Annotated in this window: 23 protein-coding genes and 1 pseudogene; 11 read left to right on the forward strand and 13 right to left on the reverse strand. The window is 64.6% G+C overall.

Annotated elements, in window-relative coordinates; all coding sequences use genetic code 11:
* Positions 1 to 173: 173 nt before the first annotated feature.
* The 5 genes from ABIA40_RS18675 to ABIA40_RS18695 form a co-directional block, all read right to left on the reverse strand.
* Positions 174 to 1,070 (reverse strand): SMP-30/gluconolactonase/LRE family protein, encoded by an 897-nt coding sequence (locus ABIA40_RS18675; RefSeq protein WP_404542707.1) that lies wholly within the window; start codon positions 1,068 to 1,070, stop codon positions 174 to 176.
* A gap of 357 nt (positions 1,071 to 1,427) precedes the next feature.
* Positions 1,428 to 4,130 (reverse strand): molybdopterin-dependent oxidoreductase, encoded by a 2,703-nt coding sequence (locus ABIA40_RS18680; protein ID WP_404542708.1) that lies wholly within the window; start codon positions 4,128 to 4,130, stop codon positions 1,428 to 1,430.
* A 1-nt stretch (position 4,131) separates the two neighbouring features.
* Complete coding sequence (locus ABIA40_RS18685; RefSeq protein ID WP_404542711.1) at positions 4,132 to 5,349, reverse strand: NAD(P)/FAD-dependent oxidoreductase; 1,218 nt, start codon at positions 5,347 to 5,349, stop codon at positions 4,132 to 4,134.
* Between the two features lie 10 nt (positions 5,350 to 5,359).
* Positions 5,360 to 5,788, reverse strand: a complete 429-nt coding sequence (locus tag ABIA40_RS18690) for a globin family protein (protein WP_404542713.1) — start codon at positions 5,786 to 5,788, stop codon at positions 5,360 to 5,362.
* 129 nt (positions 5,789 to 5,917) lie between these two features.
* Positions 5,918 to 7,309 carry an MFS transporter gene (locus ABIA40_RS18695; protein WP_404542715.1) on the reverse strand — a complete coding sequence of 464 codons (1,392 nt, stop codon included), beginning with the start codon at positions 7,307 to 7,309 and terminating at the stop codon, positions 5,918 to 5,920.
* A 97-nt stretch (positions 7,310 to 7,406) separates the two neighbouring features.
* On the opposite strand from ABIA40_RS18695, the gene ABIA40_RS18700 reads away from it, so the two are divergent.
* Entirely contained in the window at positions 7,407 to 7,640 is a 234-nt protein-coding gene (locus tag ABIA40_RS18700; RefSeq protein ID WP_275496695.1) for a hypothetical protein, read from the forward strand.
* A 9-nt stretch (positions 7,641 to 7,649) separates the two neighbouring features.
* Here ABIA40_RS18700 and ABIA40_RS18705 read toward each other — a convergent pair whose 3' ends face one another.
* From ABIA40_RS18705 to ABIA40_RS18715, 3 genes are all read right to left on the reverse strand, one after another.
* Positions 7,650 to 8,444, reverse strand: a complete 795-nt coding sequence (locus tag ABIA40_RS18705) for an ABC transporter ATP-binding protein (protein WP_157281028.1) — start codon at positions 8,442 to 8,444, stop codon at positions 7,650 to 7,652.
* 13 nt (positions 8,445 to 8,457) lie between these two features.
* Complete coding sequence (gene ntrB, locus ABIA40_RS18710) at positions 8,458 to 9,354, reverse strand: nitrate ABC transporter permease (RefSeq protein ID WP_157281026.1); 897 nt, start codon at positions 9,352 to 9,354, stop codon at positions 8,458 to 8,460.
* A gap of 65 nt (positions 9,355 to 9,419) precedes the next feature.
* Positions 9,420 to 10,739, reverse strand: coding sequence for a CmpA/NrtA family ABC transporter substrate-binding protein (locus ABIA40_RS18715; protein ID WP_404542717.1), 1,320 nt, complete (start codon positions 10,737 to 10,739; stop codon positions 9,420 to 9,422).
* Positions 10,740 to 11,413: 674 nt separating this feature from the next.
* Here ABIA40_RS18715 and ABIA40_RS18720 point away from each other — a divergent pair.
* Both ABIA40_RS18720 and ABIA40_RS18725 read left to right on the forward strand, forming a co-directional pair.
* Positions 11,414 to 12,253 carry a formate/nitrite transporter family protein gene (locus ABIA40_RS18720; RefSeq protein WP_271545468.1) on the forward strand — a complete coding sequence of 280 codons (840 nt, stop codon included), beginning with the start codon at positions 11,414 to 11,416 and terminating at the stop codon, positions 12,251 to 12,253.
* 60 nt (positions 12,254 to 12,313) lie between these two features.
* Positions 12,314 to 14,050: a bifunctional protein-serine/threonine kinase/phosphatase gene (locus ABIA40_RS18725; RefSeq protein ID WP_271545470.1), complete on the forward strand. Its 1,737-nt coding sequence runs from the start codon at positions 12,314 to 12,316 to the stop codon at positions 14,048 to 14,050.
* A gap of 75 nt (positions 14,051 to 14,125) precedes the next feature.
* Here ABIA40_RS18725 and ABIA40_RS18730 read toward each other — a convergent pair whose 3' ends face one another.
* Positions 14,126 to 14,995 (reverse strand): SDR family oxidoreductase, encoded by an 870-nt coding sequence (locus ABIA40_RS18730; protein WP_275496698.1) that lies wholly within the window; start codon positions 14,993 to 14,995, stop codon positions 14,126 to 14,128.
* Positions 14,996 to 15,097: 102 nt separating this feature from the next.
* On the opposite strand from ABIA40_RS18730, the gene ABIA40_RS18735 reads away from it, so the two are divergent.
* The gene (locus ABIA40_RS18735; RefSeq protein WP_404542720.1) at positions 15,098 to 15,988 is read left to right on the forward strand and encodes a LysR family transcriptional regulator; all 891 of its coding nucleotides are present in this window, start codon (positions 15,098 to 15,100) and stop codon (positions 15,986 to 15,988) included.
* A gap of 16 nt (positions 15,989 to 16,004) precedes the next feature.
* Here ABIA40_RS18735 and ABIA40_RS18740 read toward each other — a convergent pair whose 3' ends face one another.
* Positions 16,005 to 16,922 carry an intradiol ring-cleavage dioxygenase gene (locus ABIA40_RS18740; protein WP_404542722.1) on the reverse strand — a complete coding sequence of 306 codons (918 nt, stop codon included), beginning with the start codon at positions 16,920 to 16,922 and terminating at the stop codon, positions 16,005 to 16,007.
* A 154-nt stretch (positions 16,923 to 17,076) separates the two neighbouring features.
* Here ABIA40_RS18740 and ABIA40_RS18745 point away from each other — a divergent pair, with 154 nt between their 5' ends.
* The gene (locus tag ABIA40_RS18745; protein ID WP_271545478.1) at positions 17,077 to 18,351 is read left to right on the forward strand and encodes a serine hydrolase; all 1,275 of its coding nucleotides are present in this window, start codon (positions 17,077 to 17,079) and stop codon (positions 18,349 to 18,351) included.
* Between the two features lie 52 nt (positions 18,352 to 18,403).
* On the opposite strand, the gene ABIA40_RS18750 is transcribed toward ABIA40_RS18745, so the two are convergent.
* The 3 genes from ABIA40_RS18750 to ABIA40_RS18760 all read right to left on the reverse strand — a co-directional run bounded on the left by ABIA40_RS18750 (position 18,404) and on the right by ABIA40_RS18760 (position 21,316).
* Complete coding sequence (locus ABIA40_RS18750; protein WP_271545480.1) at positions 18,404 to 19,723, reverse strand: TRAP transporter large permease; 1,320 nt, start codon at positions 19,721 to 19,723, stop codon at positions 18,404 to 18,406.
* Positions 19,720 to 20,235, reverse strand: coding sequence for a TRAP transporter small permease (locus tag ABIA40_RS18755; RefSeq protein ID WP_271545482.1), 516 nt, complete (start codon positions 20,233 to 20,235; stop codon positions 19,720 to 19,722). Before ABIA40_RS18755 ends, ABIA40_RS18750 begins: the two co-directional genes overlap by 4 nt.
* Before the next feature lie 82 nt (positions 20,236 to 20,317).
* Positions 20,318 to 21,316 carry a TRAP transporter substrate-binding protein gene (locus tag ABIA40_RS18760; protein ID WP_271545484.1) on the reverse strand — a complete coding sequence of 333 codons (999 nt, stop codon included), beginning with the start codon at positions 21,314 to 21,316 and terminating at the stop codon, positions 20,318 to 20,320.
* Positions 21,317 to 21,564: 248 nt separating this feature from the next.
* Between ABIA40_RS18760 and ABIA40_RS18765 the strand changes: the two are divergent.
* From ABIA40_RS18765 to ABIA40_RS18790, 6 genes and pseudogenes are all read left to right on the forward strand, one after another.
* A pseudogene (locus ABIA40_RS18765) lies at positions 21,565 to 21,735 on the forward strand (sensor histidine kinase); the annotation flags it as partial.
* A gap of 197 nt (positions 21,736 to 21,932) precedes the next feature.
* Positions 21,933 to 22,751, forward strand: a complete 819-nt coding sequence (locus ABIA40_RS18770) for a FadR/GntR family transcriptional regulator (RefSeq protein ID WP_271545486.1) — start codon at positions 21,933 to 21,935, stop codon at positions 22,749 to 22,751.
* Between the two features lie 153 nt (positions 22,752 to 22,904).
* Positions 22,905 to 23,726, forward strand: coding sequence for an ABC transporter permease (locus ABIA40_RS18775; protein ID WP_271545488.1), 822 nt, complete (start codon positions 22,905 to 22,907; stop codon positions 23,724 to 23,726).
* The gene (locus ABIA40_RS18780; protein ID WP_036004520.1) at positions 23,723 to 24,529 is read left to right on the forward strand and encodes an ABC transporter permease; all 807 of its coding nucleotides are present in this window, start codon (positions 23,723 to 23,725) and stop codon (positions 24,527 to 24,529) included. The genes ABIA40_RS18775 and ABIA40_RS18780 overlap by 4 nt, the downstream gene beginning before the upstream one ends.
* Positions 24,526 to 25,284, forward strand: a complete 759-nt coding sequence (locus tag ABIA40_RS18785; RefSeq protein ID WP_157281004.1) for an ABC transporter ATP-binding protein — start codon at positions 24,526 to 24,528, stop codon at positions 25,282 to 25,284. The genes ABIA40_RS18780 and ABIA40_RS18785 overlap by 4 nt, the downstream gene beginning before the upstream one ends.
* Positions 25,281 to 25,613 (forward strand): hypothetical protein, encoded by a 333-nt coding sequence (locus tag ABIA40_RS18790; protein WP_404542726.1) that lies wholly within the window; start codon positions 25,281 to 25,283, stop codon positions 25,611 to 25,613. Before ABIA40_RS18785 ends, ABIA40_RS18790 begins: the two co-directional genes overlap by 4 nt.
* Positions 25,614 to 25,617 lie beyond the last annotated feature (4 nt).

Consider the following 25,617-nt stretch of genomic DNA (forward strand, 5'->3'; position numbering starts at 1 on the left):
CGCTCCGATCTCCGCTGTTATTTCTCCCTCTCCCCGTTCTTACGGGGAGAGGGTCGGGGTGAGGGGCTGCTTCCGCAAACTCGATAGCAAAGAGACTCGCGCAGAGTCCCCCCCGCCGCCGCGCTTTGCGCGTCGGCCTCTCCCCACAAGCGGGGAGAGGCTAAGAGTCAGCGCTACAATCCCCCGATATCCGCCACCAGCACGCTGCCGGTCGCGGACTCCGTGATATAGAGCCGATCCTTGTTCTCGCCACCGATCGCGACATTGGTGCAGTTCGGTCCCGCGCACGATTTGATGCGCGCGATCAGTTCCCCGTTCGGCGCGAACACGAAGACGTGGCCGAGCGAGGGGTGGCCGACGAACAGGCGGCCCTTGGCATCCATGGTCAAACCGTCGGGGCCGCTGGTGCCGAACAGCGAGCAGAAGCGGCCGACCTTGGACACGCTGCCGTCCTTCATGAACGGCAGCCGCCACACCGCGTTGTCGCGCGTCATCGCGACGAACAGCACGGTTTCGGTTGGGTCGAGCACCAGGCCGTTCGGACTGATGCCGGTGTCGAGCAGGCAATCGAGCCGGCCGTTCGAACCCAGCCGATAGACGCGCCCGCTCGGATCATGCAGCCCGGTCTGCCCCTGGTCGGTAAAATAGATATCGCCGTTGGAGGCGAGATGCAGGTCGTTGCAGCCGCGAAACGATTCCGAATTGCGCCCGGTCACGACCGGCTTGACGCGGCCGGCTTCGGCATCGAGCTCCATGATGCCATGCCTGTAGTCGGCGACCAGGATGCGTCCGTCGGATGCGATCTTCAGCCCGTTCGGCCAGCCCTCATATTCGACCACGAGCGACCATTCGCCGTCGGGCGCAATCCGGAAGATGCGGCCGAACGGAATGTCGACGATGTAGAGATTGCCGTCCTTGTCGAATGACGGCCCCTCGATGAAGCTCTCGGTTGGCATGTTCGGCCGGTTGGCATCGGCCCAATCGGTTCGCACGCCCTTGCGGCGAAACTTTTCGGGCATGGCGGTGAACAGCCTGGTTTCGATCAGGCGCGGCGGCGTTTCCAGGTACATCTTTGTTGTTGTGTTTGTTGAGGGGGAGCGCGGGCAGCATAGGGCACAATCGAGGGCGCGTCGATTGGCGCGGGGGGCATGGCTGCGTCCACGTCGCTCTCGTGTCCCGGGCGCGCTGCAGCGTGAAACGCTGCTGCGCAGAGCCGGGACCCAGGAAGCCACGCAACTCGGTGCAACATGGGCCCCGGCTCTGCAGCGCATCGCTATGCGCTGCGCTGCGTCCGGGGCACGAGATGATCGATTTGGTGCGCACCTGCATCAACTCATTGCGAGCGCAGCGACGCAATCCAGAATCCCTCTGCTGAAAGACTCTGGATTGCTTCGCTGCGCTCGCAATGACGGTTGAGAGAGCCAGCCCTACCCCGCCGCGCTTGCGATCTTCGCCTGCTGTGCTGGCACTTCCGTCGTGGCGATCAGGCGTTTCAGCTCGGGGATGCAGGAGCCGCAATTGGTGCCGGCCTTGAGCTTGGCGCCGATTTCGGCGGCCGTGCGCGCGCCGCCAGCGATGCTGTCGCAGATGATGCCGCGGCCGACGCCGAAGCAGGCGCAGACGATCGGGCCGGTCGAGGCCGCGCCTTCGCTGGACCTGCCCGACAGCAGCATGCGGCGCTGCTCATCCGTGACCTGATCGGCCGCGAACAGGCTCTTCACCACCTCCCAGTCGCCGGCATCGTGCGCGGGGCCGACGAACAGGCAGGTCTCGATTCGATCCCCAACAAACGAAGCCGCGCGAAAAACCCCGCCGCCGAAATCGCGATATTCGGCAACGTCCTCTCCGGCGACGCTCTCGAGCCAGGCGGGCCAGCGGGCGAGATCGGCATTGTCGGCGAACAGATAGCCGAAGCCGCCGCTGACGGTCGCGCGCGTCCACAACAGGTTCTGCGGCAGATCGAGCGGCTTGCGCGACAATGCAAAGCCGCGGAAGACGAATTCGTAAGGCGCGATCGCGGCCGGCGTCGCCTTGGCTTCCGGCTGTCCCGAGAACGGATCGGTGAACGGTGCTACCATCGCCCCGACGCGGCCGTGCGAGGCGTTCATCGCGCTCCAGTGGATCGGCACGAACAGGGTGCCGCGCTGCTGGCGGTCGCTGACGACGACCTTGAGGATGCACTGGCCGTAATCGGTGGTGATACGGGCATAGCCGTCATGGGCGATGCCGTATTTGCCGGCATCGTCGGGATGGATCTCGACGAAAGGCTCGGGCAGATGCGCGCCCAGGCGCTGGCTCAGGCCGGTGCGCGTCATGGTGTGCCACTGGTCGCGGATGCGCCCGGTGTTGAGCCTCAGGGGACGCGACGGGCCGGTCTCGCCGCGCAGCGCCGGCACCTCCGGCGCAACGAAGCGGCCCTTGCCGTCATTGGTGAAGAAGCCGCCCTGCGCGAAGAAGCGCTCGCCGGGCGTCCCGCCCTCGCGCACCGGCCATTGCACCGGCTTCAAACCATCGAAGGCTTCGTCCGACAGCGAGGTCAGCGCGCCGATGTCGAAATCGCGGCTGCCATTGTTCTCGAACGCCGAGAGCGCGGCATGCTCGCGGAAGATATCGGCGGCCGATTTGTAATTGAAGCTGTCGCCGAAGCCGAGACGTTTTGCAGTCTCGCTCAGGATCCACCAGTCAGGACGCGCTTCCCCCGGCGCCGGCAGGAACGCGCGCTGGCGCGAGATGCGCCGCTCCGAATTGGTCACCGTGCCCGACTTCTCGCCCCAGGCCAGCGCCGGCAGCAGCACGTGCGGGCCGGCCGCGACGGTGTCGTTGGAGAGCACGTTCTCGGACACCACGAACAGCTCGAGCTTCTTCAGAGCGTCGCGCACCATGTCGGCATCGGGCAGCGACACCGCGGGGTTGGTGCCCATCACCCAGAGCGCCTTGACCTCGCCGCGGTTGATCGCCTCGAACAGCTGCACCGCTTTCAGCCCCTCATGGGTGGCGATGCGCGGCGCCTTCCAGAACCGCCTGACGCGGTCGATGTCGGGCGGCGTGAAACCCATATGGGCGGCGAGCATGTTGGCGAGGCCGCCGACCTCGCGGCCGCCCATCGCGTTGGGCTGGCCGGTCAGCGAGAACGGCGAGGCGCCCGGCTTGCCGATCCGCCCCGTGGCGAGATGGCAGTTCAGGATGGCGTTGACCTTGTCGGTGCCCTGCGCCGACTGGTTGACCCCTTGCGAATAGAGCGTGACGACCTTCTCGGTGTCGCGGAACATCCTGAAGAAGGCGGCGACGTCCTGCTCGGAGAGGCCCGTGGCGAGCGCGGTCGCAGTGACGCTGCCGGCGATGTTGCGCGCGCGCGCCAGCGCATCATCGAAGCCCGACGTGTTCTGCGCGATGTAATCCTGGTCCAGCACGCCATTGTCGGCGAGATGCACGAACAGGCCGGAGAACAGCGCGGTGTCGGTGCCGGGCTTGAGGCCGAGGAACAGGTCGACATCGCTGGCGGTATCGGTGCGGCGCGGATCGATCACGATCATGCGGGCGCCGCGCTCCTGCCTGTTCTTCACCATGCGCTGGAACAGCACCGGATGGCACCAGGCCGCGTTCGAGCCGACGAAGACGAGCAGATCGGCCTGGTCGAGATCCTCATAGCAGCCAGGCACCGTGTCGGCGCCGAAAGCGCGGCGATGGCCCGCAACCGAGGACGACATGCAGAGCCGGGAATTGGTGTCGACATTGGCGGTGCCGACAAACCCCTTCATCAGCTTGTTGGCGACGTAATAGTCTTCGGTGAGGAGCTGGCCGGAGAGATAGAACGCGACCGCGTTGGCCCCATCGCGCGCCACGATGTGCTGCATGCGGTGGGCGACGTGGTCCAGCGCATCGCTCCAGGCGACCCGCTCCAGCACGCCCTTGCAGCGGATCATCGGATAGAGCAGCCGCCCTTCCAGGCCGACGGTCTCGCCGAGCGCGGAGCCCTTCGAGCACAGCCGGCCGAAATTGGCGGGATGATCGGGGTCGCCCGCGATTGCTGCACCACCCTTGCCGTCAGGCGTTGCGAGCACGCCGCAGCCGACGCCGCAATAGGGACAGGTGGTCTTGGTGGTGCGGAGATTTGGATCGATCGCCGTCATATCACGCCGCTTTCGAAGGCTGCGCCAGCGCGCGGCCGAACATCATGTCGGTGCGGATCGAAGCGACCTTGTCGCGATTGCGGATCAGCTCGAGGTACCAGAGCGCATCGATCGTATCGCCGATCAGCACCGCCCCGGTGAGCCGACCGTCGGCGATGACGAGCTTCTTGTAAGTGCCGCGCCTGCGATCCGACAGCACGAGGCTCTCGCTGCCCTCCCCGCCCATGAAGTCGCCGGCGGAGAACACGCTGACGCCGGAGACTTTCAGGTTGGTCGAGACCACGCTGCCCTGATAAGCGGCGGGCCGGCCGGCCAGATGCCGCGCCAGCACGCGCGCCTGCTCGTAGGCGGGCTCGACCAGGCCATAGCAGGTGCCGCGATGCTCGGCGCATTCGCCGAGCGCAAAGATGTCGGACGCGGAGGTCTGCATCACGTCGTTGACGACGACGCCGCGGTTGACCGCGATTCCCGCCTCTTTCGCCAGCGCGACGTTCGGCTTGATGCCCGCGGCGAAGATCACCGCATCGGCCGCGATGCGACTGCCATCGGCGAGCTCGACCGCCTGGACGTGGCCGTCGCCGTGGATGCGGGCCGTCGCGGCATTGAGCAGGATGCGGATACCCTTGCGCTCGACCAGCGTCTTGAGCAGGTCGGCCGCGGGCGCGTCGAGCTGACGCTCCATCAGCCGGTCCATCAGATGCAGCAGCGTCACCGGTGCGCCGGCCTTGGCGAGACCGTAGGCCGCCTCTAACCCGAGCAGGCCGCCGCCGACCACGACGACGCGCTTCCTGGCCGCGGCCAGCGTCAGCAGCAGGTCGACGTCGCGGGTGTCGCGAAACGTGTGCACGCCGGCAAGATCGGCGCCCGGCACGTTGAGCCGCAGCGGCGTCGATCCCGTGGCGAGCACGAGCTTGGAATATTCCATGCTCTCCTCGCCCGCGATCTTGAGCTCACGGCGGCCGACATCGATCTCGCTGACGCGATAGCCGTAGCGTACCGTGACGCCGCGGTCTCGCCACCAACCGGCCGGCCGCAGCTCGATCTCGTGCGAGCCGGTCTCGCCCGCCAGCACGGAGGAGAGGAGCACGCGATTGTAAGCGAGCCGCGGCTCTTCGCCGATCACGGCGACCGCGTAGCGGCCGAGCGCGGTCTTGGCGAGCTCGTCGACCAGACGCGCGGCCGCCATACCGTTGCCGACGATGACCAGCGGTTCACTCACAACGCATCTCCTATTCGGCGGCCTGCGCTTGCGCGCCGTAGGCCTCGGAAATCATGTAGCCGGACAGCACGCCATAGGCGTCGGTCCACGCTGCGGCGAGTTCGGGCGTCCAGGCTTCGCCAAGGCCCTTCTCGAGGGTCCAAAGCAAGCTCGCGCCGACCACGGGGTAGTGCTCGGCCTTGGCGCCATAGTCGACGTGACGCTTGGCGAGCGCGGAGGCCGCGGGAAGAATCGACTCCAGATTCGACAGGCCGCTGATCACGGCGGCGAGCATGCCCATCAGCTTCTTGCGCTGCTCGGTCATGTCCTCGGGAAACATCCCCCGCACGGACGGCGCCACCTCGAACAAGCGGTCGTAGAACAGCACCGCAGCGGCTTCCGAAATCGGGGCGACCTTGGCGAAGCTCTGCTGAACGAGGGTAATCTGCTCGGGCGTCATGATGTTCTCCTGTCTGTTTCGGTCTGCCTTCGTCCGCGCCATTGCGGACAAAGTTCATGAGTCAAACGTCATCAGAGAGATTTCTCCCCGCGTACGGGGAGAAGCGACATTCGTGCCAATTTGTCGTGCTCACACACGCGCCTCGGCGAGGCTTGGCGCGCCCTCACCCTGCGGGCTGCGACGCAGGTAGAACCACCAGGTCAGAGCGAGGCAGGAGGCGTAGAAGCCGAGATAGACCACGAGCGCGAGCTGCGGCCCGCCGGTCATGGCGATCGACTTGCCGAAGCCGCTCGGGATCAGATAGCCGCCGACGGCACCGACTGCGCCGATGAAGCCGACGGCCGCGCCGCTCTCGATGCTCGCGGTCTTCAGGGCAGCGCTGCGTGCCGCATCGCCCTTGCCGCGCACCTTGAAAAGGTTCTCCTCGCGGAAGATCGAGGGGATCATGCGGTAGGTCGAGCCGTTGCCGATGCCCGTCGTCACGAACAGAATCAGGAACATCGACAGGAAGCCGATGAAATCCTTGTGTCCGACGAAATAGAGCGCGCCGACCGTGGCGCCCGCCATCACGATGAAATTCCAGAACGTGATGATGGAGCCGCCGACCCGGTCTGCGAGCCAGCCGCCGAGCGGACGCGACAGCGAGCCGACCAGCGGGCCGAGGAAGGCGATCGAGATTGTCACGGTGGGGAACTGCGTCTTGAGCAGCAGCGGAAACGCCGCCGAATAGCCGATGAAGGACCCGAACGTGCCGATATAGAGATAGGCCATGATCCAGGTGTGCTTGCGCTTGACGATCGCGAGCTGGTTCTTCACCGACGATTTCGCCGTGGTGAGGTTGTTCATGAAGAACACCGCGCCGAACACCGCGATTGCGATCGGCAGCACCCACATCAGGCCGGCATTCTGCAGGAAGATGCCGTCGACGGGCGTCGCCTGATACAGGTTGAAGACGGCGAGCGTCATCAGGATCGGGGTCAGGAGCTGCACGCTGGAGACACCGATATTGCCGCCGGCCGCGTTGAGGCCGAGCGCCCATCCCTTCATCCGGTCGGGAAAGAAGAAGGAGATGTTGGTCATGCTGGAGGCGAAATTGCCGCCGCCGAGACCCGCGGTCGAGGCGACCAGCAGCATGAGCCAGAACGGCGTGTCGGGCTGGCTGACGAAATAGGCAAGCGACAACGTCGGGATGAACAGGATCGCCGCGCTGAAGATGGTCCAGTTGCGGCCGCCGAACGTCGTCACCGCGAAGGTGTAGGGAAAGCGCATGAAGGCGCCGATCAGGCCCGGCACGGCGACGAGCTGGAACAGCTGGTCGGTGGTGTAGTGGAAGCCGGCCTGCGGCAGCTTGGTGGTGACGATGCTCCAGATCAGCCAGACGGAGAAGCCGATATGTTCGGCGACGATGGACCAGATCAGATTGCGCCGCGCGATCGACTTGCCGGTATTGTTCCAGAACGCCTCATCCTCGGGGCGCCAGTCTGAAATCCAGCTGGACTTCAGGGTCGGATTCTTCGTCATTGCGTATCCCTTCCAGGCTCACCGCTGCGTCGTTGCAGGCTCTGCCTCCGGTCACGGAGGCGCGCTCCGAGGCTTCACCCCCGGTGGCGAGATCACGATGCTGATTGATGATGTTGAGGGACGTCGTCGTTGGCGTCGCGCAAAGACGTTTCAATTTCCGTGCCAGTTGCGCGCACGCAGGAAACAAAGGGATTTCAGGATGTTATTCGTACTGCCCGAATGGTTTGCAGGGCTTTTCCGCACGCTAAATTTGCGTTTCGCTCAATCCCTGTGCGACGCACAAGGATTGAGCTTGATGTCGATTAATTGGGCGCGGGCAGATCTCGCGTGAACGCGTGACTTACGCGGCTTCGACGAAGCGATGACGCTCGTAGAGGAATTCGAGCACGCGCTGGCGGCACTTCAGATAAGTGGCGTTGGTGGCGAGGTCGAGCCGCTTGCGCGGCCGCGCCAGCGGCACCTCCAGCACCTCGCCGATGCGCGCGCTCGGTCCGTTGGTCATCATCACGATGCGATCAGATAGGAGCACGGCTTCGTCGACGTCGTGGGTGATCATCAGGATGGTATTGCCGAGCTTCTGATGCAGCGCCATCACCGAGTCCTGCAAGTGGGCGCGGGTCAGCGCGTCGAGCGCGCCGAACGGCTCGTCGAGAAGCAGCACCTTCGGCTCCATCGCCAGCGCCCGGGCGATGCCGACGCGCTGCTTCATGCCGCCGGAGATCTCCGAAGGACGCTTGTCCCTGGCATGGGCCATCTGCACGAGGTTGAGATTGTGCATCACCCAGGCGTCGCGCTCGGCACGGGACTTGGTCTTGGCAAAGACCTTGTCGACGCCGAGCCTGACGTTTTCGTAGACGGTCAGCCATGGCAGCAGGCTGTGGTTCTGGAACACCACGGCGCGATCGGGCCCCGGCGAGTTCACCTCGCGGTTTTCCAGCAGCACGCCGCCCGTGGTGGCGCCAGTCAGCCCTGCGATGATGTTGAGCAGGGTCGACTTGCCGCAGCCGGAATGGCCGATGATCGAGACGTATTCGCCCTTCTCGATCGTCAGGTTGATGTCCTTCAGCACCTCCGTGCTGGCGGCGCCGCGGGTGAAGACCTTGTCGATGTGGTCGAGCTTCAGATAGGCGGTCATGTGCCCTCTCCTCTCAGTTCTGCGCGGTGCCGCGGGTGACGATCTTGCCGAGCCCCGCGATCAGGCGGTCCAGCACGAAGCCGACGATGCCGACATAGAACAGCGCCAGGACGATCTCGCTGATATGCGAGGAGTTCCAGGCGTCCCAGATGAAGAAGCCGATGCCGACGCCGCCGATCAGCATTTCGGCGGCGACGATCGCGAGCCAGGACAGGCCGATGCCGATGCGCAGGCCCGTGAAGATGTAGGGCGCCGCCGCCGGGATCATGATCTTTGCGAAGAATTCCAGCGGATTGAGCTGCACCACCGCGGCGACGTTGCGATAGTCCTGCGGGATGTTGCGGATGCCGACCGCGGTGTTGATGATGATCGGCCAGATCGACGTGATGAAGATGACGAAGATCGCGCTAGGCTGGCCGTCGCGGAAGGCCGCGAGCGAGAGCGGCAGCCAGGCCAGCGGCGGAATCGTGCGCAGCACCTGGAACAGCGGATCGAGCCCGCGCATCGCCCAGACCGACTGTCCGACCAGCACGCCGAGCGCGATGCCGGCGATCGCCGAGAGCGAGTAGCCGAAGGCGACGCGCTGGAGACTGGCGGACAGGTGCCAGAACAGGCCTTTGTCGATGCCGCCATGATCGAAGAACGGATCGAAGATCAGCTCCTTGGTATCCGCAAATACTTTTGAGGGCGGCGGCAGCGCCGAACCGGCTCTCCTGCAGACCAGCTCCCACACCAGCGTCAGCAGCGCGATCACGACCAGCGGCGGGATCACGCGCACGGCTGTCTCGCGCGCCATGCGTGCGTAAGTTTCAGCGCGCGGGGGACGCTTGGGCGTCAGCGCGACGACCGGCGCAATCGTTGCGGCAGGCGTCGCAGTCTCAACCTCGATCTTGGTGGCGGTCATGTTCATCGCTATCTCTCTCCGGCGTGGCAAGGACGATGCGGCCGCCCCCTAAAGGCGGCCGCAGGGCTCCATCAGACTTCGACGCGCTTGATCGCGAGCGACTTCAGATAGGCGGCCGGATTTTCCGGATCGAACACCTTGCCGTCGAAGAAGGTCTCCTTGCCGCGCCAGGTGGAGGCCGGAATGTCGGCGGCGGCTACGCCCAGGGTCTTGGCCGCATCCTTCCAGAGGTCCTCGCGGTTGACCTTGGCGATAAGCGCCTTGCTGTCGAAGCCGGCCTCGTATTTGCCCCAGCGGATGTCCTCGGTCATGAACCAGAGATCGTGACTCCGGAACGGATAGGAGGCATGATCGCGCCAGTACTTCATGATGTGCGGCGAGTTCTCGACCACCTTGCCGGGAATGCCGTAGTCGAACTTGCCCTTGGCACGGTCGGCGATGTCCTCGACCGGGCAGTTGATCCACTGGCGCTTCGCCATGATGGTGGCGAGCTCTTCCTTGTTCTCCATTTTGTCGGCCCATTGCTGGGCCTCCATCACGGCCATCAGGATCGCCTTTGCAGCCTTGGGGTTCTTGTCGACCCAGGCCGCTCGCATGCCGAACGACTTTTCGGGATGCTTGCTCCAGATCTCGCCGGTGTTGACGGCGGTATAGCCGATCTTCTGGTGGACCAACTGCCCGGGCCAGGGCTCGCCGACGCAGAAGGCGTCCATGGTGCCGACCTTCATGTTCGCCACCATCTGGGGCGGCGGCACGGTGATGGTCTCGACGTCCTTGTCGGGGTCGATGCCGCCGGCGGCGAGCCAGTAGCGGATCCAGAGGTCATGCGTGCCGCCCGGGAAGGTCATCGCGACCTTGGCCGACTTGCCTTCGGCCTTCTTCTTCTCGAATGCGGCCTTGAGCACCGAGGCGTCCGCGCCAACCTTGAGGTCGGCATATTCCTTGGCGACCGAGATGCACTGCGCATCGAGATTGAGCCGCGCCAGGATGTACATCGGCGTCGGCTGGTTGTTCTGCGTCACCTTGCCGGCCGAGATCAGGTACGGCATCGGGGTGAGGATGTGCGCGCCGTCGATGCCGTTGCCTTCGGAGCCGAGCACGAGGTTGTCGCGCGTGGTGCCCCAGGATGCCTGCTTCTGCACGTCGGTGTCGGGCACCCCGTGCTTTGCGAAGAGGCCCTTGTCCTTGGCGACGAACAGCGGGCCGGCGTCGGAGAGCGCAATGAAGCCGAGCTTGGCGCCCTTGACCTCGGGGCCTCCGTCCTGCGCGAAGGCGCCGGCGGGGAAATTCAGCTTGGCGGCGGCGAGCAGTGCGGCGGTCGAGCCGGTGGCTTTCAACAATTGACGGCGGCTGAGGCCAGTCTCGGAGGGCCGGCGAATGCGCTTGGTCATAGGTCGTGTCGTCCTTTTGCGTCGTTGCGGAATGATTGCGTCAGTGCGCACGAGCAGCCCGTCCGTCCGTGACGCCAGAAAAAGGCGCATGCGAACGCGCGACGGGGAGACCCCGTTTGGGTGCGTCAGCAATTCGGATGAGAAGTCTCGCGGGACGGCTTCAATGGCGTCGGCCTGGAACTATTCAAGCTTCATGCCAAGCCTGCCACCGTCAAAAATGATGGATAATCAGATGCTTGGTAATTTCGCGTCTGACCAACGCAGCCCTGTTCCGCACGCGAAGTTTGCGATCTGCTCAATCCTTGTGCGCCGCACAAAAGTTGTGCAGCCGCTCAAGCAAGAGGCGGCGCAGTTTTGCCAATCATCCCCCTGCAGCTGACATCCAGCTGAATTTGCTCGCTTTTTCGATCGACGCACCACGGCACACAAATTGCTTCTGAGGTTGCGTCAACGACGACTGCGGCTTGGCCGCATTGATGCAGCCTCTGGCGGCTGCATCCCGGAAGCTCACCTGCTTCGCGGTCTCCGGCTTCAGAGTCCTCGTGACGCGATTCCCAAGGCTTCCAGACTTTCCATAGCCCTCGTGCGCGGCAGGCTGCCCGCACGGCCGATGACGTTCAGCCGCGCCCTCGTCGGGGCGTGTCGATCTCACTTACGAGCAAAAGGAACCATTGATGTCGTATCTCGCGCCTTCGGAATTCGTCACCAAGATGGTGGATGCGGGCGAGTCCAAGATCTTCATGTCCACCCGGGATACCATCATCCGCGCCTATATGGCCGGCGCGATCCTGGCCCTCGCAGCCTGGTTTGCCGTCACGATCACCGTGAACACCGGCCAGCCGCTGGTCGGCGCGCTCTTGTTCCCGGTCGGCTTCGTCATGCTCTATCTCCTGGGCTTCGACCTCCTGACCGGCGTGTTCGTGCTCTCGCCGCTCGCGCTGATCGACAAGCGCCCGGGCGTCACGCTCAACGGCGTGCTGCGCAATTGGGGTCTCGTCTTCGTCGGCAATTTCGCCGGCGCCTTCACCGTCGCCTTCATGATGGCCTTCGTCACGACCTTCGGCTTCACGCAGGCGCCCGACAAGGTCGGCGCCGCCATCGGCAATATTGGCGAGGGCCGAACCCTTGGCTATGCCGCGCACGGCGCGGCCGGCATGGCGACGCTGTTCTTGCGCGGCATGCTCTGCAACTGGATGGTCTCGACCGGCGTCGTCGGCGCCATGATCTCGACCTCCGTGCCCGGCAAGGTGATCGCGATGTGGATGCCGATCCTGGTGTTCTTCTACATGGTGTTCGAGCATTCCGTCGTGAACATGTTCCTGTTCCCGTCGGGCCTGCTGCTCGGCGCCAAGTTCTCGATCATGGACTATCTGATCTGGAACGAGATCCCGACCGTGCTCGGCAACCTCGTCGGCGGCCTCGCCTTCACCGGCATGACCCTCTATGCCACGCACGTCATGACCCTGCCGAAGCGTCAGGCGGAGAAGGCCGTGAAGCCCCGCGTTGCGGCCTGATCGAAAACGTCTCGACAGGGGAGCCTCGCCCGATCAGGGTGAGGCTCCTCCTTGCCGGGGATGGCGATGACCCGCGGACTCCTGATTTCAGTCGGCCAGCATTCCGACAAGGGCCGCAAGCCCATCAACCAGGACTTTCACGGCGTCCTGATTCCGGAAGAGCCGCTGCTCAGCCTGAAGGGCATCGCGGCGGTTCTCGCCGACGGAATTTCCTCGAGCACGGTAAGCCAGATCGCCAGCGAGTCGGCGGTCAAGAGCTTCCTGATGGATTATTACTGCACGTCGGAATCGTGGACGGTGAAGACCTCCGCCCGCCGCGTGCTGGAGGCGACCAATTCCTGGCTGCATGCGCAGACGCGCAAGAGCCAATATGCCTATGACCGCGACAAGGGTTATGTCTGCACCCTCAGCGCCATGGTCATCAAGGCAACCACCGCGCACATCTTCCATGTCGGCGATTGCCGCGTCTATCGCGTCGCCGGCAAGGCGCTGGAGCAACTGACCGACGATCACCGCATCATCGTCTCGTCCGAGCAGACCTATCTCGGCCGCGCGCTCGGCATTAATCCGCAGCTCGAGATCGACTATCAGGCGATCGAAATCGAGGCCGGCGACACCTTCCTGCTGGCGACCGATGGCGCCTATGAATTCGTCGACTCCCGTTTCATCACGAGCGCGCTAAGCGAGCATGCAGCCGAGCTGGACGGGGCGGCGAAGGCGATCGTGGAGGAAGCCTATCGCCGCGGCAGCGACGACAACATCACCGTGCAGATCCTGCGGATCGATGCGGTGCCGCAGCGCGATCCGGCCGGCATCTTCAATCAGAGCTCGGAATTGCCGCTGCCGGCGCTGCCGGAGCCGCGGGCGATCTTCGACGGCTACCGGATCGTCCGCGAGATCCACGGCAGCAGCCGCAGCCATATCTACCTCGCCGTCGACACCGAGACCGAGCAGCCGGTCGCGCTCAAGCTGCCGTCGGTCGACCTACGCGACAACGCCGCCTATCTCAAGCGCTTCCTGATGGAGGAGTGGATCGCGCGCCGGATCGACAGCCCGCATGTGCTCAAACCGCTGTCGCAGTCGCGGAGACGCGGCTATCTCTACGTCGCGACCGAGTTCGTCGAGGGGCAGACCTTGAAGCAGTGGATGACCGACAATCCGCGGCCCGATCTCGAAACCGTGCGCGGCCTCATCGAGCAGATCGCCGCGGGCCTGCGCGCCTTCCATCGCATGGAGATGCTGCATCAAGACCTCAGGCCCGACAACATCCTGATCGACAAGACCGGCACCGCCAAGATCATCGACTTCGGATCGGTCAGGGTCGCCGGCGTGGCCGAGGCGGCGCCGCCAGGGGAGGCCGACGAAATCCTGGGCACCGTCCAGTACACGGCGCCGGAGTATTTCCTGGGGCAAGGCGGCTCGCCGCGCTCCGACATGTTTTCGCTGGCCGTGATCTGCTACCAGATGCTGACGGGAAAGCTGCCCTACGGCACCCAAATCGCCAAAATCCGGCGCAAGGCGGATGTGCGAAAGCTTAAATATCGCGCCGCCGACGATGACCGCAACGTCCCCGCCTGGGTCGACGGCGCGCTCCGGCGCGCGCTCCATCCCGATCCCTACAAGCGGCACGAGGATCTCTCGGAATTCATCTTCGAGCTTCGCACGCCCAACCCGGCCTATCTCGACACGCGCATCACACCGCTCCTGGAGCGCAGCCCGCTGATGTTCTGGAAGCTGACAACGGCGGCGCTCGCCTGCGCCGTCGTCGTGCTGCTGGCCTTGCTGCATGCGCGCTGATCGAGATTGCCGCTCGCCACATGATCAATAGCGAGCGGCGCAGCCAGCCCGCCTGCGCTTCTGCTCTGGCAAGCCTCAAACGGGGGCCGCGATCTCGGCGACGAAGTCGCGATAGGAGCGCAAGGGACGGCCCAGCATGCCGGTCAGACGCTCGACGTCGCCGGGCTCAGGGATCATTCCCTCGGTGAGGAAGCGCTCGCCCATCACCCGCATGTCGAAAGCCATCCAGGGCGGCATGAACTGCCTGAGGTTCTTCTCGAACCCCGCGGTGTCGTCTCCGCCGTAGGCGATCGCGCGGCCGAGCACCTCCGACCAGATCGCGGCGGCCTTCGCGCCCGTGAGTGTCTCAGGGCCAACAAGATTGATGCGTTCGAGCGGAAGCGGCGCTGCGGATGTCTCGCGGCGGATCAGTTCGATCGCAGCGATCTCGCCGATGTCGCGCGCGTCGATCATCGCAAGGCCCTTGCTGCCGATCGGCATCGGGTAGACGCCATATCCGGTCACGGCATCCTTGATCATGAGCTCGTTGTTCATGAAATAGGCGGGCCGCAGGATGGTCGCCTTGAAGCCCATCTGCTCGATCATGCGCTCGACCCCGAACTTGCCGGCGAAGTGCGGCACATTCACGTAGAGGTCGCTGTGAATGACCGACAGATAGACGAACCGCTCGATGCCGGCTTCGCGGGCAAGGTTGAGCGCAGTCAGCGCCTGAGTGAATTCGTCGGGCACCACGGCGTTGAGCAGGAACAGCGTCGAGACGCCCGAAAACGCAGCGCGCACGGAATCGACGTCCAGCAAGTCGGCTTGGGCGACCGCGACACCTGCCGGAAGGTTGGCCTTCTCGGGATTTCGGACGAGTGCGCGCACATCGGCGCCGCGCTTGACGAGTTGCTCAACGACGTTGCGGCCGATGGTGCCGGTGGCGCCGGTAACGAGGATGGTCATGGGATCACTCCGGTTGGGTTTTGGAAGACACCCGGAAACTAATGATCCACATGCGAGCCGATAGACGTTATATTTGGACAGACCGTCTCATTGGTGGAACAGATGGATTTGCTTGCGCTTGCCGATTTCAATCTCGTCGCCCGTCACGGAGGGTTCGGAAAGGCCGCGCGGGCAGCGGGACGTCCGAAAGCGACCTTGTCTCGACGTGTGTCTGAACTGGAGAGCAGTCTTGATCTGCGTCTGTTCGAGCGCGGCGGGCGCACGCTCAAGCTCACCCAGGAAGGGCGCGCGCTCTATGAGCGGACGGGCGCACTCCTCACCGAGCTCGACGAGACAGCGGCCGCGATCGCCTCGGGCGGGGACAAGCCAAAGGGCAGGTTGCGGATCAGCGCACCCCTGCTCTTCTCGCAAACCGCGATGGGCCGTCTCGCGGCCGGCTTTGCCCTTCGGCATCCGCAAGTCCGGCTCGAAGTTACGACCGATGACCGCTACGTCGACATGATCGAGGAAGGCTTTGATCTCGTGATCCGGGTCAATCCCGATCCGGATGAAGGCCTGGTCGGCCGCATCTTCTTGCGCGACCGAATGCTGGTCGTCGCCAGCCCCGCTCTGAAGCGCCCGAGACGAAACCTCGCCGTTCCGGCCATCGTGCGCGGCGATGACAAAGCTGCGATTTGGGACATCAGACGGCCAAGCGGCCCATCGCGCATCGCGATCGATCCTGTGCTTCGACTGTCATCCCTGATGATGGTTCGCGATGCCGTGAGAGCCGGTATCGGTGCCGCAAGGCTGCCGCTGTCGCTCGTCAGCCACGATCTTGCCGCCGGCACGCTCATACGCTGGGGCGACGTCGAGGGAGCCGACATCGCCCTATGGACGCTCTATCCCTCGCGGCGATTGCTCAGTGCGCGCGTCTCCGCTTTCCTCGATTATCTGAAAGACGCCTTTCCAAAGGGTACGCCCGACGAGTTGGCAGCCTATATCGGGGGATGACTGAGATTTCGCATCCTCACGCCGGCTCGGTCGCCTTCACCCCGAGCGGCTTCGGCGCCATGCCGCCGCCGGGCTTGAGGTGGAATTCGTAAGTCATCAAATGCCACTGCCCGTTCGCCTTGGTTCCGTCGGGCATTGTGGGATCATTGCGCGGCTCGACCTTGGCGACGAGATCGTCCTTCACGCCGAACACCACGTCGGAATCGAGATATTTGTCACCGTCCATGAAGACGTGCGTGATCAGCGGCTCATAGCCCTTGGCGTTGACCAGGAAGTGCACATGTGCCGGGCGCATCGGGTGGCGGCCGGTCTGCACGATCATCTCGCCGACCGGACCATCGGTCGGGATCGGGTAGCTGCACGGCAGGATGGTGCGGAAGAAGAAGCGGCCATCGTCATCGGTGATGAAGCGCGCCCGCGCCGAGGCGCCGACCTCATCGTAGTTCGGCTTCTGGGAATCGTAGAAGCCGTCGTCATCGGCGTGCCAGACGTCGACGGGAACGCCGGCGAGCGGCTTGCCCTCGAGATCGGTGACGCGGCTCTGCACGAACATCCGCTCGCCGGTCTGGTTGTTCGGCGAGATGTCGGTGCCGTGCGCAGTCACCTTGTGCTCGCCGACGTAGAACGGGCCGAGCACCGTGGTCTCAGTGGCACCGTCGCGATCCCTGTGATTGACGGCGTCGACCAGCATGGAGACGCCGAGCACGTCGGACAAGAGGATGAATTCCTGGCGGGTGTCGGTGCATTTCTGCCCGGTCCGGGTCAGGAAATCGATGGCATATTCCCATTCCTCGAAGGTGAGACCGGTCTTGCTCACGTAATCGTGCAGCGACCTCACCAATTCCTGCAGCAGGAATTTCGCGCGCGTATCGGGCGTGTGGTCGAAGCTCCTGACGACGGCTTCGGTGAGTTCGGTCTCGGTGAACTGAGTCATGGTGCGTTTGCCCTCGCGTTCTTCTCGTTGGCCCTGGCGGGCTCCTTGCGTTCCGAGGCCGAGTCTACACCAGCCGGCCCGGCCCCGTTAAGCGCAACCGACTTGGAATGCGGCCGCCATTTCGGTATCAACGACAAAACGCCCGGAGGAACCGATGCTCGCCCCCACCCCCGCCTCGCCCGAATCCGTCGGCATGTCCAAGGCCGCGCTCGACCGCGTCGATGCACATCTCAAGCGCCGGTACATCGATGCCGGCCGTTTTCCGGGCACGCATCTTCTGGTCTACCGCCGCGGCAAGGTCGCGCACAGCTCAGTGCAGGGCTTTGCCGATGTCGAGCGCAAGGTGCCGGTGAAGGACGACACGATCTATCGCATCTATTCCATGACCAAGCCGCTCACCAGCGTCGCCTTCATGATGCTGGTCGAGGAAGGCCTCGTCGCCATCGACGAGCCCGTCGCCAAATACATTCCGGAGTGGAAGGACCTCGGCGTGTTCGTCGCCGGCACCTACCCGGCGTTCCTGACCCGGCCGCCGTCCCGGCCGATGCTGATCGTCGACCTCTTGCGCCACACGTCTGGGCTCACCTATGGCTTCCAGCAACGCTCCAACGTCGATGCCGCCTATCGAACTGAAAAGATCGGCGAGGTCGAGAAGTCAGGCACACTCCAAACCATGATCGAAGGCCTGGCCAAGATCCCGCTGGAGTTTTCGCCGGGCGAGTCCTGGAATTACTCCGTTGCGACCGACGTGATCGGCTATCTCGTCGGCAAGATCTCCGGCGTGCCGTTCGAGCAGTTCTTGAAACAGCGCATCCTCGATCCGCTCGGCATGATCGACACCGACTTCCACGTGCCGGCCTCGAAGGCACATCGCTTCGCAGCCTGCTATTCCGCCGATCCCGGCGGCGGCATGACCTTCCATGCCGGCCAGCGACGCGAAGGCCTGACGCTGCAGGACGACCCGGCAACGAGCTCGTTCCTGTCGCCCCCCTCGTTCATCTCCGGCGGCGGAGGCCTGTGCTCGACGGTCGCCGACTATCTCACCTTCTGCCGCACGCTGCTCAATGGCGGCGAGCTCGGCGGCGTCAGGCTGATCGGCCCGAAGACGCTGGCCCTGATGACGACCAACCACATTCCGGGCGGCCGAGCGCTGCCGGAAGTCTCGCGCTCGCTGTTCTCGGAAGCGACCTATAACGGCATCGGCTTCGGTCTCGGCTTCGCCGTCACCATGCGCCCGGCCGAGACGTTGATCGCCGGCAGCCCCGGCGAATACAATTGGGGCGGCGCCGCCACGACCTCGTTCTGGATCGATCCGGCAGAGGACCTGATCGCGATCTTCATGACCCAGGTGCTGCCGTCGAGCGCCTATCCGATCCGCCGCGAGCTGCGCAGCATGGTCTACGCCGCGATCACTGAAAGCAATCTGTAGCCCACCGGAACGGTCCCGCGGTCCACGACCGCGGGATCGCACGATCAAACGCTCATTTCAGCATTTCCGGCACAAGCAGGCGCGGCAGGAACAACGACACGCTGGGCCAAATGATCACCGCCGCCAGCACGAGCAGCATCGGGATCAGCATGATCACCGTGTCCTTCAGGGCATAGCGCAGCCGCACGCCCGCGATCGAACAGGCGATCATTAGACAGAGGCCGTAGGGTGGCGTCACCAGTCCGAAGGCCAGCGACACGATGGAGATGATCGCGAACTGGACTGGATGGAGATCGACCGACCTGGCGAGCGGCTCCAGCACGGTGCCGACAATGACGATCGCCGGGATCGCGTCGAGGAAGCAGCCCACAACCAGAAAGCAGAAGGCGATGAAGAAGCCCGCCGTGACCGTGCCCATGCCCCAGGTCGAGACATTCGCCAAAAGCTCCTGCGGGATCTTGTAGTAGGCCAGCAGCCACCCGAATGCACTTGCGGTGCCGACGCAAAACAGCGCCACGCCGGCAAGGCGCCCGGTGTCGAGCAGCGCCTTGTACAATTCCCGCAAGCCCGTCTCGCGGTAGAAGAACGCGGAGAGCACCACGGAATAAAGCACGGCGACGCAGGCGGACTCGGTCGCCGTGAACCAGCCGAGCAGAATGCCGCCGACGATGATGAACGGCGTCATCAGCGCCGGGATCGATCGCCAGATAGCGGATCCCATCTCGACCCAGGTCGATTTCGGATAGGTGGGGTAGCCGCGGCGCACGGCATAGATGTGCACCGTCACCATCTGCGCGCCCGCGATCAAAAGGCCCGGCACGATGCCGGCCAGATACATCGCCGCGATCGAGGTCGAGATCAGCCCGCCCCAGACGATCATCAGGATCGACGGCGGGATGATGACGGCAAGCACCGCCGACACCGCGGTGATGGCAATGGAGAACGAAAGGTCGTAGCCCTCCTTGTTCTGCGCATCGATGAAGATCTTGGACTGACTGGCGGCATCTGCGGTCGAGGAGCCCGAGATGCCGGCAAAGAACACCGACAGCACCACGTTGATCTGCGCCAGCGATCCCGGCCAGTGCCCGACCATCGAGCGCGACAGCGCCACGAGGCGGTCGGTGATGCCACCGATGCTCATCAGGTTCGCCGTCAAGAGGAAGAACGGCACCGCGAGCAGAATGAACGAATTGTAGGCGTTGAAGGTCTCCTGCGCGAGCGTCATCAACGACAGGCGCGGCTCGATCAGAAGGATCGGCACGCAGGCAAGGCCGAGCGCGAAGGCGACCGGCACGCGCACGATCAGCAGCCCGATGAAGACCCCGAACAGCACCATGGCGGCCTGTCCGGCAGAAAGTACAGTGCCGCTCATCTCTGTGCCCCGACCAGAATGCGCATTTCGTCCAGGATCTGTTCGCCCGCAAACACGATCCAGGTCACGCCGGCCACCGGCCAGGCGACGTGGATCAGCCAGAGCGGCAGATCGGCCAGCTCCGACGTTCTGTTCCAGGCGAAGCGCGTGAATTCGATTCCGGCCCACAAGAACACGAGGGCCAGTGCCAGCACGCCGAGGCGCGCGAGAATCCGTACAGCGGCCTCCGATCGCCGCGACAGATCGGGCCAGACGTCGACTTCGAAGTGCTGCGCTTCCCGGATGCCGACCATCGCCCCGATCATGATCGTCCAGACGAACAGGAACCGTGCCATCTCCTCGGTCCAGATGTAGGAGGGAATGAACGGCGTGTAACGTGAGACGATTTGCAACGTGACGGGGATGACCAGGATGCCGACGCAGGCGGCGAGCAGGAATTCCAGCAATTTCGCATAGGCTGCGGTGACGCGACGCCACAGCGACGGCGTGGACAGGACGTGCATTTCGGACATGGGGGCTCCGTACGGCGCTCATCCGCCGAGTCCGGGCAGGAAGCGGGGCCTGCCCGAAATGCTGTCGGCGGACGGGGCGGCCTCAGACGACGTTGATCTTCTCGAAGATGCCCTCCGCGCCGATCTCCTTGGCGTAGGTGGCCATCACGGGGTCGGCGAGCTTCTTCATGGCATCCCGCTCCTCGAACGGAACGCGCTTGAGCTTGCCGGCCTTCTCTAGCGCGTCGAGCTTGACGACCTCTTCACTCGACTCGAGCTGACGGCCGTAATCGCCGGCCTCCTTGCCCGCCTTCATGATCGCGTCCTGCAGATCCTTGGGCAGGGTCTTCAGCGTCTTCACCGAGAAGCAGATCGGCCGGATCGACACGGCGTGCTGAGTCAAGTTGAGATGCGGCGCCACTTCATAGAACTTCATCGCCTCGACGCCGGCCGCTTCGTTCTCGCCGGCTGATATCACTCCGTTTTGGATCGCGTTGTAGACTTCGTTATAGGCGATCACGGTGGGGCTCATGCCGACGGCCGCGAAGGTCTTCGACCAGATCGGCGCGCCCTGCACGCGCACCTTGAGGCCTTTGAGATCGGCGAGGTTCTTGAGCGGCTTGTTGGCGAAGATGTTGCGGATGCCACCGCCGGCATAGCCGATCAGAACCACCTCGGCCTTGGCCGCGACCTCGTCGGCGACCGGCGCCAGGATGTTGGCTTCGACCACCTTGTTCATGTGCTCGATGCCCTTGAACACGAAGGGCGCATCGATGAACGGGGCCGCCTTGGCGAAGGTCGACATATGCGCCGGCGAGACGATGGCGTAATCGACCGCCTTACCTTGCGACATGTACTCGAAATACTGCTTCTCGAGGCCGAGCGAGGAGTTTCTGTGCAGGGTGAAGTTGACGGGCTTGCCGTAATATTTCTTCACCAGCTCCTCGAACCGCAGCAGGGCCCGGTTGAAGGCATGGTCGTCATTGAACTGCACGGCACCGTTCAGCGTGATCGGGGCTTGCGCCCTCAGGATCGACGGCATGCCGATGGCAGCTGCCGCAGTGGTTGCCCCGATCCCAGCGAGAAATGACCTTCGCTTCATCGTCTCCCCTCCCTTTGATGCTCCGGCCCTGTCGCCGGGCCGTGAGCGCAGCCGTTATGCGGCTTGCGAGACGCAAGCGTATGAAAAACCTCGGCGGGACGGAAGTCATTTTGCGTGCGCTGGAGCTACCCCTTCGTCGCAGGACTGCACGTAAACGCCTGCTGCACTGCAACTCGCCACTTCGGTGTGCGGCGGAGGCGCGAGGTCTCCGGCGATCAGGAGCGCGCTGGACGGGGGCCGGAACGACGCTGCCGCTGATCGTTTTCGCGGTGGGCCTTGCCAATTACAACTACCGTCAGGATCGCAGCGAGGCTGCGCGCCGTGTGCTGGAAACGGTGCGTAGCGTGCGCATGGTGCTCGATGCCGAGGTGCAGCGGATCACGGGGGCTTGCCTCTGCCGCGCGGCGTCGTCTGCACTTTGACCTGCACGCTGGAGGAGATGCTTTGATCCGCGGTCCACGCGCATATCGCAACGCAACACGGGGTGTGCTGCGACAATAGTGCTTGCCCTCATCCATTCATCCGATGTTAAACATCCGATGATTGCAGCTGCCGGGGCGTGGCAGCCAAATACAAACGAACCAGCCGCGACAGGCCGGACGGGAGAAACGTACGAGTGGCAAGAGCGCGCCCGAGCCCCGTCGACAAGCCGATCAAGCCCGGCCGCATTCGCGCGGTGCTGACGACGCTCGGCCGGGAGATCGCGCAGGATCTCATTCCGGTCGGGACAGCCCTGCCGCCGGAGCCTGAGCTCGAAGCCCGCTTCGGAGTCGGGCGCGGCGTGGTGCGCGAAGCCATCAAGACGCTCGCCGCCAAAGGTCTGGTCAGCGTGCGGCCGCGCCACGGCACACACGTGCTGCCGCGCCACGAATGGAGCCTGCTCGACCGCGACGTGCTGAGCTGGCTGGTCGGCCAGGACGAGCCGGATCGGGACCTTCTGCTGGCAATCCAGGAGGTGCGCTCGATCATCGAGCCCGCTGCCGCAGCGCTTGCGGCCGAGCGTGCAACAAGGAACGACCGCTGGCGGATCGACACGGCCCTGGCGGCGATGCAGACTGCAAAGGACCAGGCCAGCGCCCTCGCTGCCGACAAGGCTTTCCATCTCGCCATCCTGGACGCGACCCACAATCCGGTCCTCCAGGGCTTTCGCGGCGCGATCGATACCATTCTGGGCACCGTCTTCACCGTTGCCGTCGGCGGCCCCGGCGGCTGGTTCAAGGACAATCTGCCGAACCACGTCATGGCGGCGCGGGCCATCGAGAGCGGCAACCCGGAGAAGGCGCGCGCCGCGATGGAACGGCTGCTGGGCTACACCCGATCGAAGCTGTCGAACCGAAAGACCATTATCGCCGCGGCGGCTCGCAAAGCGGATGGATCGACCCTGCGCGCCGTCAGGAAGCCGAGCCTCAACAAGAGAAAGCGCCATGCACCGTGACATGAGGGGCTCGGCCCGGATCCCCGCTCCGCGCGGATCGCGAGGAGGGTCGCAACCGATACAGATATGCGATTGGGCGAGACGCGGCTACGATACCAGCAATGATCAGTGGGAAATGCCGGTACAGGCATAGCTGAGCGTCAGGGAGGTCGAATGCAGCTGACGGGCAGTCTGAAAGGCCGATCGTCGCGGCTGATGCGCAGCGTCAACTCGCTGGCCGGCGCTGCAATGTTCATCGCGCCGCTGCTTGCGCTGGTCGCGGTCTGGGCCGCCGTGATCCCGCTGTTCAACGTCAATCCGCGCGTGTTTCCCTCGGTCGGCGCGGTCGGCACCGCCGCGCTTGACTCGATCCGGGACGGCACGTTGTTCGCGCATGTCGGCGCCAGTCTTTTGCGCGTCGGCCTGGGGACACTGATCGGCATCGCCACCGCGGTGCCGCTCGGCATCGCCATGGGCGTCAGCCCGACGGTCGCGGCCTTTCTCACGCCGCTGTTCCGGTTCTTCTCGGTGCTCGCCGGCATTGCCTGGATCCCGATCGCGACGCTGTGGTTCGGTTACGGTTTCGGCGCGATCGTCTTCGTGATCTTCAACGCGGTATTCTTCGTCGTCGCCTACAACACGCTTCTCGGCGTCAGGACCATCCCGCACACGCTGCGCAACGCTGCCGCCTCGCTCGGCGCCGGCCGCTGGGCGCTGCTGACCGAAGTACTGCTGCCGGGCGCGCTGCCCAATATCGTCACCGGCATTCGCACCGGCCTGGGCTTTGCCTGGCGCGGCCTGATCGCCGCGGAGATGATCGCGACCAATGTCGGGCTCGGCTACATGCTGTTCGTCGCGCGCGATTTCTACCGCACCGAGGTGATCGTGTTCGGCATGATCGTGATCGGCGTGCTCTGGCTTCTGATCGACCGTCTGTTGCTGGTCCCGCTGGAACGCGCGACCATCGAGCGCTGGGGCATGGTGAGGCGCGCATGAACGTCCTGCTGCAAATCTGGGCCGGCTATGCCCGCCTGACCCGACGCTGGCCGGGCATCGCCGCGATCATTCCCTTCATCCCGGTGCTGGCGCTGTGGACCGCGGTCAGCGAGGCCGGGCTGTTTCCACGCGCGTTCTTCCCCGGCCCGGCCGACGTCATCCGCGCATTCTTCACGCTGACCTACAAGGGCATCCTGCCCGACTATCTCCAGGACAGCCTGATCCGGCTCGCGACCGGCGCCGCGGTTGGGATGGCGCTCGGCATACCCTTGGGCATCCTGATCGGCACCAGCCGCTGGGCGCATCGCATCTGCTGGCCGGTGCTGCTGTTCTTCCAGGCCATCGGCGACATCGCCTGGCTGCCTATCCTTCTGATCTGGTTCGGCTTCGGTCTGACGACGATGACCTTCGTCATCGTCTACACCGTGCTGTTTCCCGTCGTGCTCAACACCGTGCTCGGCGTCGAATCGGTGCCGCGCGATCTGTCACGCGCCGCCTTGAGCCTCGGGGCTTCGCGGGCGCGCGTGCTCTGGGAGGTGACGCTGCCGGGAGCGCTGCCCAACATCATCACGGGCCTGCGCAACGGACTCGGTTACGGCTGGCGCGCGCTGATCGCCGTCGAGATGATCGTCGGCACCTCAGGGATCGGCTTCATGATGTTCGATGCGCGCCGCGCCGGCTCGACCGTCGAGATCATCCTCGGCATGATCATTCTCGGACTGCTCTGGTACATCGTGGACGCCTGGATTCTCGCCCCGCTCGAGCGTGCGACCGGCCAGCGTTGGGGATTGGTGACATCATGAAGACGCTCTCGCTGCGCAATCTCGGCAAGACCTATTTCGACCCTTATGCAGGCGCGCATGTCACCGCCGTCCACGACGTCTCACTCGACGTCGAGCCCGGCGAGTTCATCTCGGTGGTCGGCCCCTCCGGCTGCGGCAAGACGACGATCCTGAACATGATCGCCGGCTTCATTCCCTATTCGAAGGGGGACATCCTGCTCGACGGCAAGCCGGTGCACGGGCCCGGCCCCGAGCGCGGCGTCGTGTTCCAGTCGTTCGCGCTGTTTCCCTGGAAGACCGTGCTCGACAATGTCGGCTTCGGGCCGAAGATGCGCGGCGTGCCGAAGGCCGAGCGCGACCGCATCGCGCATGAATATCTCGCGCTTGCCGGGCTCTCGCATGCGGCGCACCGCTATCCCAACGAGCTCTCCGGGGGCATGCAGCAGCGCGTCGGCGTGGTGCGCGCACTCGCCAACAACCCCGACGTCCTCTTGATGGACGAGCCGTTCGCCAGCGTCGACGCGCAGACGCGCATGACGCTCCAGGAGGAACTGACCCGCATCTGGCAGGAGCGCAAGCCGACGGTGATCTTCATCACCCATGACGTGTCGGAAGCGGTGTTTCTCGCCAACCGCGTCGTCGTGCTGTCGAAGGGACGCGTGCTCGACCAGGTCGCGGTCGACCTGCCGCGTCCCCGCATCTGGGACGATCTCGTCCGGGACGACCAGTTCAAGCAGCTTTCGGCGCGCGTGCTGCAGATGGTGCGCGCAGCATGAGCATCGCCGCCGACGTTCTTCGCTCGCCCAAGAGCCGTGTCGTTCTCGGCGCGGTGGCCGCATGGGCACTGTTTCAGGTCTGGCTGACGGTGGCAGCGCCTGGAAAGATCTCGCCGCAGCTCGCGGGCACATCGGACAAGGTGAACGTGCAGATCGAGCTGCCGTTCACGCCGGAGCGTTTCCACGTGCTCGCCTTCCAGCAATACGGACGCGTCTCGGGCACGGACGAGCATTCGATCGAGCTGCGCGGTGTCAAAAGAACGGACCTCAATGCCGTGGCCCGGCCCTATTGGGTGACGTCGGTGGGGCCGATAAAAGAGGGAGGCTGAGACT

Source organism: Bradyrhizobium sp. USDA 223, from assembly GCF_044909005.1.
GTDB classification, from domain to species: Bacteria; Pseudomonadota; Alphaproteobacteria; order Rhizobiales; family Xanthobacteraceae; genus Bradyrhizobium; species Bradyrhizobium yuanmingense.

Coding starts and splice junctions, on each gene's coding strand:
- ABIA40_RS18745 (WP_271545478.1), top strand. CDS start 17,077: ATGCTCGCCCCCACCCCCGCCTCGCCCGAATCCGTCGGCATGTCCAAG.
- ABIA40_RS18725 (WP_271545470.1), top strand. CDS start 12,314: ATGGCGATGACCCGCGGACTCCTGATTTCAGTCGGCCAGCATTCCGAC.
- ABIA40_RS18705 (WP_157281028.1), bottom strand. CDS start 8,444: ATGACCGCCTATCTGAAGCTCGACCACATCGACAAGGTCTTCACCCGC.
- ABIA40_RS18735 (WP_404542720.1), top strand. CDS start 15,098: ATGGATTTGCTTGCGCTTGCCGATTTCAATCTCGTCGCCCGTCACGGA.
- ABIA40_RS18780 (WP_036004520.1), top strand. CDS start 23,723: ATGAACGTCCTGCTGCAAATCTGGGCCGGCTATGCCCGCCTGACCCGA.
- ABIA40_RS18715 (WP_404542717.1), bottom strand. CDS start 10,739: ATGACCAAGCGCATTCGCCGGCCCTCCGAGACTGGCCTCAGCCGCCGT.
- ABIA40_RS18680 (WP_404542708.1), bottom strand. CDS start 4,130: ATGACGGCGATCGATCCAAATCTCCGCACCACCAAGACCACCTGTCCC.
- ABIA40_RS18750 (WP_271545480.1), bottom strand. CDS start 19,723: ATGAGCGGCACTGTACTTTCTGCCGGACAGGCCGCCATGGTGCTGTTC.
- ABIA40_RS18690 (WP_404542713.1), bottom strand. CDS start 5,788: ATGACGCCCGAGCAGATTACCCTCGTTCAGCAGAGCTTCGCCAAGGTC.
- ABIA40_RS18740 (WP_404542722.1), bottom strand. CDS start 16,922: ATGACTCAGTTCACCGAGACCGAACTCACCGAAGCCGTCGTCAGGAGC.
- ntrB (WP_157281026.1), bottom strand. CDS start 9,354: ATGAACATGACCGCCACCAAGATCGAGGTTGAGACTGCGACGCCTGCC.
- ABIA40_RS18695 (WP_404542715.1), bottom strand. CDS start 7,309: ATGACGAAGAATCCGACCCTGAAGTCCAGCTGGATTTCAGACTGGCGC.
- ABIA40_RS18720 (WP_271545468.1), top strand. CDS start 11,414: ATGTCGTATCTCGCGCCTTCGGAATTCGTCACCAAGATGGTGGATGCG.
- ABIA40_RS18785 (WP_157281004.1), top strand. CDS start 24,526: ATGAAGACGCTCTCGCTGCGCAATCTCGGCAAGACCTATTTCGACCCT.
- ABIA40_RS18775 (WP_271545488.1), top strand. CDS start 22,905: ATGCAGCTGACGGGCAGTCTGAAAGGCCGATCGTCGCGGCTGATGCGC.
- ABIA40_RS18755 (WP_271545482.1), bottom strand. CDS start 20,235: ATGTCCGAAATGCACGTCCTGTCCACGCCGTCGCTGTGGCGTCGCGTC.
- ABIA40_RS18700 (WP_275496695.1), top strand. CDS start 7,407: ATGCTGATTGATGATGTTGAGGGACGTCGTCGTTGGCGTCGCGCAAAG.
- ABIA40_RS18790 (WP_404542726.1), top strand. CDS start 25,281: ATGAGCATCGCCGCCGACGTTCTTCGCTCGCCCAAGAGCCGTGTCGTT.
- ABIA40_RS18760 (WP_271545484.1), bottom strand. CDS start 21,316: ATGAAGCGAAGGTCATTTCTCGCTGGGATCGGGGCAACCACTGCGGCA.
- ABIA40_RS18730 (WP_275496698.1), bottom strand. CDS start 14,995: ATGACCATCCTCGTTACCGGCGCCACCGGCACCATCGGCCGCAACGTC.
- ABIA40_RS18675 (WP_404542707.1), bottom strand. CDS start 1,070: ATGTACCTGGAAACGCCGCCGCGCCTGATCGAAACCAGGCTGTTCACC.